The sequence below is a fragment of the Okeania sp. SIO2F4 genome, assembly GCF_010672385.1.
Lineage (GTDB): Bacteria > Cyanobacteriota > Cyanobacteriia > Cyanobacteriales > Microcoleaceae > Trichodesmium.
In genome coordinates this window covers 1-12,358 of sequence record NZ_JAAHGT010000192.1, presented here as the reverse complement: position 1 = coordinate 12,358, position 12,358 = coordinate 1, and the positions used below count along the sequence as shown (strand labels likewise).

Below are 12,358 nucleotides of genomic sequence, written 5' to 3'. Positions count from 1 at the left end.
TCACTTCAACAAATGTTTTATTTTTAACTTCATCAATATATAACTCCTCAGGACTCATTCTAGAAAAATCTGCTTTTAGGGATTACTTCTGACTTCTGACTTGCGCGTGGCGCTATATTCCCTTTTCTCTTTTAATCACGTTTCTGGATTTGTAATTTCTCCCATAAACAGAATAATGCCAGATTCGTTATCTCTAATAGCAAAAAAGAAGGGACGATTAACTAACATCTCAATAGGTCTACTTCTAGTTGATCCTTCCACCCTAGTAACAGCGGCTGCTTCTGTTCCTGTTTCATTCACTTCAACAAATGTTTTATTTTTAACTTCATCAATATATAACTCCTCAGGACTCATTCTAGAAAAATCTGCTTTTAGGGATTACTTCTGACTTCTGACTTGCGCGTGGCGCTATATTCCCTTTTCCCTTTTAATCACGTTTCTGGATTTGTAATTTCTCCCATAAACAGAATAATGCCAGATTCGTTATCTCTAATAGCAAAAAAGAAGGGACGATTAATTAACATCTCAATAGGTCTACTTCTAGTTGATCCTTCCACCCTAGTAACAGCGGCTGCTTCTGTTCCTTTTTCATTAACTTCAACAAATGTTTTATGTTTAACTTCATCAATATATAAATTTGGTGGAATAGGAAGCATTTTAGAAAAATCTGCTTCTTTGTAGTTAAAAGCTATTTCCATTCCTAAAGATTTCAGCACATCATTGAGAGTAACTTCATATTTGGTTTTAAATTTTGGCAACCCTAAATTAACTTTATTACCGCTCAACCGTTTCGTTCCATTTTCAAACTCAAACTGTTTCATCCAATTTTCCCAGTTTTTTTGATTGAAAACTTGATGAAATTTCTCTAAACCTACTCCTGGCTTTGGGAGAAATATATACATACTGACACGACGTTTTTTATAGGGCAAACTCACTGCTTGAAAATCTTGGTTTTCATAATATAAGTATCCTGATTCTTGAAACATAATTGGATGTTGTTTTTGAGTTCCATTGGCTAAATAAAAAGGCATCTCTTTAGTAGAATATTCTGAAAATGGTTGCTGCCAAGCAGCTTTAAAATAAATAGCATTTAACAATAGTATTACTGAATTAGGTTTGAGTTTTTTTCTTTGAATGATTCGATCGATTTTGCCTTCAGTTCTGTCTTTTACCCAATTATTGATAATTTTCGGACTTTCAGGATCGTTAAAGTCAATTTCCCTTACCTGACTCTGATAAAAATCTTGATTTACTTGCAGAAAACTTGGATAAAAAGATATTCCCTTTCTAGTCCAGATTGAGTTAGCAATATTTAATTTAATCTCGGGATTTAAACTATTTAATAAAATCCCTAAATCCTGATTTGCTTGATTAATTTCCTCTAAATTCATTCCCTGAAAGTTTAAAATTTTAGCCATAGCTTCTTGAGTTTTTCCAGCAGCGCCATTGTAGGTCATTGATAGAGCGATCGCTATACTAATAGGTGAGATAAAAATATTTTCGTTTGATGGGGATTTACGAATTTCTGAAAATAGTTTAAAACCAAATTTATTATAGGCATAAACTAATTTTATCATGGTATTTTCGTCTTCTGTTTGAGCTAATTTCTGCTGCTTCTGATTTGTATATTTATTGGTATCGAATTTCCGATTTCTGAAAATTGTTGTACTGCCAGGTAAGTTATAGACTCCCATAATTACAATTAAAATAATTGCTCCTAGAGATATTTTGGCAGAAATACCATAAAATTTATTGACAAGTTCTTTGAACATTCTTTTACTTCACTAGAGTTAATTACTAACAATTAAAATCAATATATTTTTCACAATTACTAACTTTTATGTAAAAAATTATTTACAGCGCTTTTCATTTAGAGACTGTTTGTCAAAGGAATATTAAATCCAGGCATAGGGTGGGTTAGGCGACAATACTTATGAGTCGCTACGCAAACTCTTAAGTGTCTGTCCTAACCCACCAAGTATACCGAATATTAAGCACTAACCACTGTCTTAATCTTTGCTTGTGTATTTACTCTCTTAAGTAGACCACAAAATTATTTTGAAGTAGGGAATAGGTCACAGGAAAATGCTTTTGGGTTACCTGTACTAACTGTAGTCTATCTAAGCTAAGACCCATTTAAAATGCGTCTTAGCAAGTCAGAAGGCGCGAAGTCAGAAGTCAGAATTAATAAGAGTTTTCTCTCAAGCAAGGCACATAATAATAAGTCGTTTAAATGCACAACAGCTTATGTAAAAAGCGTTATAAGAATACTATAGCAATTCCCAAAAAGGGCGAGGTACGCGCATTAGTTTGTTTTAGGGAATAGGAAATAGGAAAGAAAAAAGATAGATGTACCTCATTAGTCTGATAAATGCTATCTATAAAACAGACTTCTTGCAGAAGTCAGGAAATAGGGAATAGGGAGATGAAATTATTTATTTTAGATATTGAATTGATTTAATTAAAACTTTTGCCAGATGTCTAACTTAGATCGTGTCCGGATAATTAGTGATAAAAAAACCTTCTCGTTTTTATACTTTATTTTTCCTCTATTACCTCCTGATGACTGAGGATTTCCTCTTTATTTATAACTGTTAATCCGAACATGATATTACTCTTAATTTTCTGGATTTGTAATTTCTCCCATAAACAAAATAGTGCCAGAATTATTATCTCTAATAGCAAAAAAAAAGGGACGATTAACTAACATATTTAAACTAGTTACCATCGCACTTGCTGCTCCTATAGCTATACTGGTAGCTGCTGCTGCTTCTGTTCCTGTTTCATTCACTTCAACAAATGTTTTATGTTTCATTTCATCAATATATAACTCTGGTGGAATAGAAGACATTCCTGAAAAATCTGCTGTCTTTATATCAAAAGCTATTTCCATTCCCAAAGTTTTCAATACATTATTGAGGGTAACTTCATATTCATTCTTAAATTTGGGTAAACTTAATGTGACTGTTTGAGATTCAAACTTTAGCATCCAATTTTCCCAATTTTCTTCATTTAAAGTTTGATGGAATTTTTCTAATCCTATTTCTTCTTTGGGGAGGAATACATACATACTCACGTGACCTTCTCCGTAAGGTAAACTAATGGCTTGAAAAGTTTGATTTTCATAATATGAATATTGAGATAATTTCAACATTGTTGGATGTTGTTTTTCTATTCCATTAGATAGATAAAAAGGTCGGTCTAGGGTAGAAAAATTATCAAATTCTTGTTGCCAGTTTCCTTGAAAATAAATAGCATTTAACAATACCATGACTGAATCACGATCTAGTGTGTCAATTATTTTATCGATTTTGCCTTTGGTATTGTCTTTTATCCAATTATTGATAATTTCTGGGCTTTGAGGATTGTCAAAGTCAATTTCTCTGACTTGACTCTGATAAACTTCTTGGTTTATTCGGAGAAATTTTTGCTCAAAAGGTACTCCTATTTTTGTCCAGATTGAGTTAGCAATATTTAACTTAATGTCTGAATTTAAACTATCTAATAAAATTCCTAACTCTTGATTTGCTTGATTAATTTCCTCTAAACTCATGCCCTGAAAATTTAGAGTTTTAGCCATAGCTTCTTGAGTTTTTACACTAGCGCCATTGTAGGTCATTGATAGGGCGATCGCTATACTACTTGGTGAGATAAAAATATTTTCATTTGACTGGTATTTATGAATTTCTGAAAATAGTTGAAAGGCAAATTTGTTATTAGCAGAAACTAATTGATTGATTTTATTGCTCATATTTATACTTCCTATTTTGCTTAATCTAATAATAGCAAATACCAACAATCATTAACGCTCAACACTGCCGCCTTGCCATTTTGTGAAGCACTCTGGCGTTGTTCTGGCAAAAACTACTTTTGCGACAATTATTTCCTATGTGGCAATTATCATTTTATTTCCTGAAGCACTACTAAAAAAATTATCGACTATTTTGCTTTTTTGACTAAGAATGAAAATCTCAATCCCCATTTGATTAATTGATAGTGGCAACTCCCCATTTTCTCAAGCACTCGTTGCTCCGAAAAAAACTACTTTTGCGACAATTATTTCCTATGTGGCAATTATCATTTTATTTTCTGAAGCAACTAAGGGTATGAAACAAATTTAAGAATCATCTACTCTTTTGCCACTCTGACTTCAAAAGTATAGATGCCAAATATCCTTGCTTTTGTTTTCTATACCCTTTTCCCTTTCGATCATGTTTTTGGATTTGTAATTTCTCCCATAAACAGAATACTCTCAGAATCATTCTCTATAATTGCAAAAAAGAAAGGACGGTCAACTAACATATCAACAACTATTTCTCTTTGTATACTTCTTGTCATTATTACACTGGTAGCTGCCGCTGCTTCTGTTCCTGTTTCATTCACTTCAACGAATGTTTTATGTTTAACTTCAGTAATACATAAGTGTTCGGAACTAATTCCAGAAAAATTTGCTTTTTCAGAATCAAAGGCTATTTTCATTCCTAATGATTCCAGTGTCTCATTGAGAGTAATTTCATATTCACTTTTAAATTTTGGCAAACCTAAATTTACTTTGCAATACTCAAAATTTTCCATCCATTTTTCCCAGTTTTCCTCATTTAAAGTTCTATAAAATTTATCTAAACTCACTTGTTCCCTAGGGAGAAATATATACATACTTACATTACTTTCTCCATAGGGCAAACTTACGGCTTGGAAAGCTTCATTTTCATAATATAAATGTCTTGATAATTGACACATAATTGGATGTTGCTTTTGAGTTCCATTAGGCAAATAAAAAGGCATCTCTTGGGTAGAATATTCTGCAAATTTTTGTTGCCAATCAGCTTTGCAATAAATAGCATTTAACAACACCATGTCGATACCATGATCGTCTTTTTCAATAATTTTCTCTATCTTGCCTTGAGTCTTATCTTTTACCCAATTATTAATGATTTCTATACTTTGAATTTCTTCAACTTGACTCTGATAAAAATCTTGATTTATTTGTACAAAACTCTGATAAAAAGGTAGTCCTTGTCGAATCCAGATTGAGTTAGCAATATATAATTTAATCTCAGGATTTAAACTATCCAATAAAATTCCTAATTCTTGATTTGCTTGATTAATTTCCTCTAAACTCATGCCCTGAAAATTTAGAGTTTTAGCCATAGCTTCTTGAGTTTTTCCCACGGCGCCATTGTAGGTCATTGATAGAGCGATCGCTATACTACTGGGCGAGATAAAAATATTTTCATTTGGCTGGAATTTCTGAATTTCTGAAAATAGTTGAAAGGCAAATGTGTTATTGGCAGAAACTAATTTCTCAATCATGTCGATATATCTGATTTTGGCTAATACAATCATACCAAATTCAAATAATTATCTACTATTTTGCTGCTCTGAGTTTAGTAAAAGTATAAAAGCTAATATATAGCAATCCTATTTTATTCGTGGCAAAAATCTTACTGCTTTTTAGGCAACAGGCACTATTGCTACAGCTCATCTGGTAGGAGTTTCAACTTTTTTTTTTACTTTTTAATTACCCGCAACCTATGCGCGGATTGCTATAGCAATCTCATTTCAGTTGTAATATTTTGGTGTTATACCAATTACCATGCATTAATGCTATACTTCAGCCATACTTCAATACCTCAATAGTTACCAGCATTTAAAGTCTGTTTTTGACAATTATTAGTTGGTTAGTATAGATTTTTCCTACTTTTAACCTCTACCCACACCTCCCACACTTCCCACACTTCCCCATCTGATCCGATATAGCATTCTTTTTGATAAATGGTGGTAGGGGGTTTCATGTTGCGGAGCAAAACGGCCTTTTGCTAGGGCAAAGCTCCGCTAACGCCATCATTAATTATTAATTATTAATTGTTAATTGCAAAATCTTAGTTTTTGGGATTTGTAATTGCTCCCATAAACAAAATAGTGCCAGAATTATTCTCTACAATTGCAAAAAAGAATGGGCGATTAATTAATATATTGACAGGTATTTTTGCACTTGTTTGGATTGATTTATCACTGGTAACAGCCGCTGCTTCTGTTCCTTTTTCATTAACTTCAACAAATGTTTTCTGTTTAACTTCATCAATATATAACTCTGGTGGAATAGGAAGCATTTTAGAAAAATCAGCACTATTGTTAAAAGCTATTTCCATTCCTAAAGATTTCAGCACATCATTGAGACTAACTTCATATTCATTTTTAAACTTTGGCAAACCTAGATTAACTTCATAACCTCCTCCAAACTGTTTCATCCAATCTTCCCAGTTTTCTTCATTCAAAACTTGATAAAATCCCTCTAAACCGAGTTGTTCCCTGGGGAGAAATATATACATACTGACACGACGTTTTTTATAGTACAAACTCACTGCCTGAAAATTCTCATTCTCGTAATATAAATATGTTGATGATTGGAACATAATTGGATGTTGTTTTTGAGTTCCATCGGCTAAATAAAAAGGCATCTCTGTGGTAGAATGCTCGGAAAATGGTCGCAACCAATCAGCTTTAAAATAAATAGCATTTAATAACACCATGACATCATTAGGATTAAGTGCTTGAATAATTTGATCAATTTTGCCTTCAGTTTTGTCTTTTACCCAATTATTGATAATTTTCGGACTTTCAGGATCGTTAAAGTCAATTTCCCTTACTTGACTCTGATAAAAATCTTGATTTACTTGCAGAAAACTTGGATAAAAAGATATTCCCTTTCTAGCCCAGATGGAGTTGGCAATATTTAATTTAATCTCGGGATTTAAACTATTTAATAAAATCCCTAAATCCTGATTTGCTTGATTAATTTCTTCTAAACTTATTCCCTGAAAGTTTAAAGTTTTAGTCATAGCTTCTTGAGTTTTTCCCGCAGCGCCATTTTAGGTCATTGATAGGGCGATCGCTATACTACTCGGCGAGATAAAAATATTTTCATTTGGCTGGAATTTCTGAATTTCTGAAAATAGTTGAAAAGCAAATTTGTTATTGGCAGAAACTAATTTATTAATTTTCTCAATCATATCTATACTTCCTATTTTGGTTAATCTAATAATAGCAAATGCCAAAAATAATCAACCCTCAACACTGGCGACTTCCCATTTTCTGAAGCATTCTGGAGTTGCTCCGAGAAAAAAAATTCTTTCCTGCCAATTATTTCTTATGTGGCAATAGTTATTTGATTTTCTCAAGCACTAAAAATTATCGACTATTTTGCTGGTTTAACTAAGAATGAAAATCTCAATCGCCATTTTCTGAAGCATTCTGGAGTTGCTCCGAGAAAAAAAATTCTTTCCTGCCAATTATTTCTTATGTGGCAATAGTTATTTGATTTTCTCAAGCACTAAAAATTATCGACTATTTTGCTGGTTTAACTAAGAATGAAAATCTCAATCGCCATTTTCTGAAGCACTCTGGAGTTGCTCCGGGAAAAACTGCTTTTGTGTCAACTATTTCCTATGTGGCAATAGTTATTTGATTTTCTCAAGCACTAAAAATTATCAACTATTTTGCTGGTTTAACTAAGAATGAAAATCTCAATCGCCATTTTCTGAAGCACTCTGGAGTTGCTCCGGGAAAAACTGCTTTTGTGTCAACTATTTCCTATGTGGCAATAGTTATTTGATTTTCTCAAGCAATAAAGGGGATAAAACAAATTTAAGAATCATCTACTCTTTTGTCACTCTCGCTTCAAAAGTATAGATACCAAATGTCCTTGCCTTTGTTTTCTATTCCCTATTCCCTTTTAATCACGTTTTTGGATTTGTAATTGCTCCCATAAACAAAATAGTTCCAGAATCATTATCTCTAATTGCAAAAAAGAAAGGACGGTCAACTAACATATCAACCAGTATTTCCGCACTTCTTGTTCCCATTGTTATACTCGTAGTTGCTGCTGCTTCTGTTCCAGCTTCATTAACTTCAACAAATGTTTTATGCTTAACTTCATCAATATATAACTCTGGTGGAGTAGGACGCATTCCAGAAAAATCTGCCGTTCTTTTGTCAAAAGCTATTTCCATTCCCAAAGATTTCAACACATTATTGAGGGTAACTTCATATTCAGTTTTAAATTTTGGCAAACCTAAATTAACTTTTTGATACTCAAACTGGAACATCCAATCTTGCCAGTTTTTATCATTTAAAATTTGATAAAATTTCTCTAATCCTACTTGTTTTGCAGGCAGAAATATATACATACTTACACGACCTTCTCCATAGGGTAAGCTAACTGCTTGAAAATCTTCATCTTCGTAATATAAATTTTGAGATGATTGAAACATAATTGGATGTTTTTTTTGACTTCCATTTGGTAGATAAAAAGGTAATTCTTTAGTAGATTTTTCTGAAAACTCTTGCTCCCAATTAGCTTTAAAATAAATCGCATTTAACAAGACCATGACGGCATTAGGCTTGAGTCGATCGATAATTCGATCTATTTTGCCCTTGGTACAATCCTTTACCCAATTATTGATAATTTCTGGTGTTTGAGGATGATTAAAATCGATTGCACTTACTTTACTTTGATAAAAATATTGATTTCTTTGTAGAAAACTTTGGTCGAAAGATATTCCTTTTCTCGCCCAAATTGAGTTGCCAATATCTAATTTAATGTCTGTATTTAAACTATTTAATAAAATCCCTAAATCTTTGTTTGCTTGATTAACTTCTTCTAAACTCATTCCCTGAAAATTTAAAGTTTTAGCCATAGCTTCTTGAGTTTTTCCACTAGCACCATTGTAGGTCATTGATAGAGCGATCGCTATACTACTCGGTGAGATAAAGATATTTTCATTTGAGTGTGATTTATGAATTTCTGAAAATAGTTGAAAAGCAAATCGATTATTAGCAGAAACTAATTTCATACTCATATCCATGTATCCTGTTTGAGCTAACTTATTCTGCATCTGATTTGTATGATTATCGGTATGATTTTTCTGATTCTTTAACTTTATTGCAGCTCCTGGTAAATGATAGACTCCAAAAATTACAATTAAAGCAATTATCCCTGGAGACATTTTGGCAGAAATAGCATAACATTTATTTATAAGTTCTTTGAACATTTTATTACCTTAGTGGAGTGAATAAATAACAATGACTATCGATTTAATTTTCAACGGTGCTAATTTATTTGTATTACCATTCTGGGCATTAATTATATTTTTGCCTAACTGGAAAGTGACTCGTAAAATTATGGAATCTTTTATTCCTTTTATATTATTAGTAGCCGTTTATCTTTATTTACTTATTAGTAGTCTTACCCCTGAATCTGCCGCAGCTTTATCCAATCCTACTCTGTCAGATATTGCTAAATTCTTTGGAGAAGAATCAGCAGCAGCAACAGGATGGATTCATTTTTTAGTTATGGATTTGTTTGTTGGTCGTTGGATTTATTGGGAAGGACAACGCACTGGTGTTTGGACTGCCCACTCAATAATTTTTTGTTTATTTGCCGGACCTTTTGGTTTATTATCTCATATTTTAACCTCTTGGATAGGTCAAAAATTCTTCAGTAATTCTACAGAAAAGAAAACTTCAACACCTACTGTAGAAGGAGTGTAAAATTAAGATAGTTCATCTAAAACCCTCTTAAGTTTATAGGTTCTTAATCAAGATTCAGTAGTTTCTCAGATACTACTAATCTTGTAAGGCTCTAATAATTATTAGAAGGTTGTAGAACTGATTTATAAGGTCTATATAAGAAGAGCTAGAGCTATTGTTACCTATTACTGATATTGCGTGGGGTGGATAGGAAAGTAATTATTTAAGTTTCTCCAATTAATTACCTCAATTGTCAATCTTTGGTTTAACAGTTAATTGGAGATTATATCATTTGAGTTATCAGTTATCAGTTATCAGTTAAAAGTACTTCCTACTCAAGTAAGAGGCTTGAAATACTGAATTTTCTTTTTTTATCTCCTTTAAAGGGGAAGCTTGAGACCTTATTTTCTGGTCAACTGAGAATATGCTTTATCGAGTGCAGTTAACTTGTTTTATAAGTGCCTTGTAATGAGAACATCAGACTATCTTGATAATATTGTCTTTAATAAGTTCAACTACTTTTATAAATGTTGGCTAGAAATCAGGGAACTTGATTATAACTACTTATTTTTTGTACAAAGTTCTTGATTTGATTGGTAAACATTCAGCCTTCAGCCTTCAGCCTTCAGCTATTAGGTTCATACAAAATTAAGTCGTATGGCAATATTGAGATGCTCAATTACCATCTTTAATTATGAATAAAAGTACATCATAAAAATTTAGATATCCATAGCAAATCGCTTTTATAGCAGGGAACAGGGAACAGGGAACAGGGAACAGGGAACAGTTGGAAAAACATTTCCTAGTCTGAGATTTATCATCAGTAATTGTCCTAACCAATTCTTTCTTAGCTATATTATTTATTTGCAAAAAAAGCTGATTGCAGACCGCTAATAGCTGAATAGTTACTTTGATTGAGGGAAAAATCATAAAATTTTTCTTCTTTATTTCTAACCTTCTTCCTTCTTCACACTTTCCCCTTCCTTCTCATTATTTGTAAAATTTTTTTTCATGCTTGGTACGAGCTATTAGGTAGGGAGTGATAGGTAAAATTTATTCATCTGGAAAGAGATAATAGGAAAAATCATTTAAAAATAACTATTAAAAGTAATTGTTTGGTTGTTTTCCCTATCATTAAAAAAATGGTTATTTGTTTGAATTTATTCCTTTTTTATTCTTCGTTCTAGCTTCTTTTTTGACTATTAATATAGAGGTAAAATAATGGCAGTTAAATATGATATTGTAATTATTGGTGGTGGTTCTGCTGGCTTAGTAGTAGCTTCTGCTGCTGCTCAATTAAAAGCTAAAGTAGCATTAGTAGAACGGGATAAATTGGGTGGTGATTGTTTGTGGTTTGGTTGTGTTCCTAGTAAGTCTTTAATTCATGCTTCTCGTGTTGCTTATCAAGTAAAAAATGCTGCTAATTTTGGCATTTATACTCAACCTCCAGAAATTGAATTTGCGAAAGCAACTGGTCATGTTCAACAAGTAATAGCTAATATCCAACCCCATGATTCGCCAGAAAGATTTAGAGGTTTGGGTGTTGAAGTTATTTTTGGGGAAGGTAAATTTATAGATAAGAAAACTTTTGAAGTTGATGGTCAACAATTAACTGCAAGAGCTTTTGTTATTTCTACTGGTTCTCGACCTGCAATTCCATCTGTGGAGGGATTAAAATCTGCTGGTTTCCTAACAAATGAAAAGGTATTTTCTCTACAAGAACGACCAAATTATTTGGCAATAATTGGCGCAGGTCCGATAGGTTGTGAGTTGGGTCAAGCTTTTTCTCGTCTTGGTAGTGATGTGACTATTATTTCTAGTAGAAGTCATATTTTACCGAAGGAAGAACCGGAAGCGGCTCTGGTTGTAGAGAAACAATTTGAGTCAGAAGGAATTAATATTTTAAAGCAAACTAGGGCGGAAAAAGTGGAAGTTATAGATGGGAAAAAGCAATTAATAGCAGGTGGAAAAAATATTATAGTTGATGAGATTTTGGTTGCTGGTGGTAGGTTGCCAAATATAGAATCTTTGAATTTAGAAGCTGCTGGTGTCGAAGTAGGAAAACAAGGAATTATTGTTAATGAGAAGTTACAAACTACTAATTCTAAAATTTATGCTTGTGGAGATGTAATTGGTGGTTATCAGTTTACTCATGTGTCGGGTTATGAAGCGGTTGTTGCTTTAACAAATGCCTTGTTTTTTCCGATTAGTAAGGCTAATTATCGAGTTATTCCTTGGGCAACTTTTACTGACCCAGAATTGGCAAGGGTAGGATTAACAGAACAACAAGCGAGGGAACGTTATGGAGATGATGTTTATATTTTGAAGCAACCTTTTTCTGGTGTAGACCGCGCTCAAGCTGAGGCAGCTACAAAAGGATTTGGTAAGATTATTACTAGGGGTAATGGGGAAATTTTAGGAGCGCATTTAGTTGGTATTTCTGCTGGCGAATTAATCCATGAAGTTGTTTTGGCAATGTCGAATAAATTGCCTGTTTCTGCTTTGACTGGAATTCATATTTATCCGACTTTATCTGAGGTAAATAGTAAGGCAGGTTTATTATTGAAAAAGGAGAAATATGCCAAGAATTTATGGCAGCAGAATATGTTAGAGAAGTTCTTTAATTGGAGGCGGTCATTTTAAAGGGAGGAAGAGGTTAAATAATTTAGAATTTAGAATTTAGAATTTAGAGTTACCTCTTCTTAATTTATGGAGAGGCTTTATACCTGAATTTTTCAGTAAATTTAAAAGCAATTGTAGGTGCGTTGCAACGCACCTTATAACTTATAAGTAAATTCATAGAGTGGGCAAATAATAATTTTTTGGA

6 protein-coding genes and 2 pseudogenes are annotated in these 12,358 nt (G+C 32.7%); 2 read left to right on the top strand and 6 right to left on the bottom strand.

From position 1 onward, the window contains the following. Positions 1 to 135: 135 nt before the first annotated feature. From F6K22_RS14410 to F6K22_RS14385, 6 genes and pseudogenes are all read right to left on the bottom strand, one after another. Positions 136 to 360, bottom strand: a pseudogene (locus F6K22_RS14410) (serpin family protein); the annotation flags it as partial. A 71-nt stretch (positions 361 to 431) separates the two neighbouring features. Continuing rightward, entirely contained in the window at positions 432 to 1,772 is a 1,341-nt protein-coding gene (locus F6K22_RS14405; protein ID WP_293098754.1) for a serpin family protein, read from the bottom strand. An 845-nt stretch (positions 1,773 to 2,617) separates the two neighbouring features. Then, the gene (locus F6K22_RS14400; RefSeq protein WP_293098751.1) at positions 2,618 to 3,751 is read right to left on the bottom strand and encodes a serpin family protein; all 1,134 of its coding nucleotides are present in this window, start codon (positions 3,749 to 3,751) and stop codon (positions 2,618 to 2,620) included. Positions 3,752 to 4,209: 458 nt separating this feature from the next. Next, a complete protein-coding gene (locus F6K22_RS14395) occupies positions 4,210 to 5,346 on the bottom strand; it encodes a serpin family protein (RefSeq protein ID WP_293098748.1) in 1,137 nt (378 codons plus the stop codon). A gap of 536 nt (positions 5,347 to 5,882) precedes the next feature. Then, positions 5,883 to 7,013, bottom strand: a pseudogene (locus F6K22_RS14390) (serpin family protein). Between the two features lie 726 nt (positions 7,014 to 7,739). Continuing rightward, on the bottom strand, positions 7,740 to 9,053 hold the full coding sequence (locus F6K22_RS14385; protein ID WP_293098746.1) for a serpin family protein: 1,314 nt from the start codon (positions 9,051 to 9,053) through the stop codon (positions 7,740 to 7,742). A 31-nt stretch (positions 9,054 to 9,084) separates the two neighbouring features. Between F6K22_RS14385 and F6K22_RS14380 the strand changes: the two genes are divergently transcribed. Next, the gene (locus F6K22_RS14380) at positions 9,085 to 9,552 is read left to right on the top strand and encodes an ABA4-like family protein (RefSeq protein ID WP_293098743.1); all 468 of its coding nucleotides are present in this window, start codon (positions 9,085 to 9,087) and stop codon (positions 9,550 to 9,552) included. Between the two features lie 1,200 nt (positions 9,553 to 10,752). Next, on the top strand, positions 10,753 to 12,174 hold the full coding sequence (locus tag F6K22_RS14375) for a dihydrolipoyl dehydrogenase family protein (RefSeq protein WP_293098740.1): 1,422 nt from the start codon (positions 10,753 to 10,755) through the stop codon (positions 12,172 to 12,174). Positions 12,175 to 12,358: the final 184 nt, after the last annotated feature.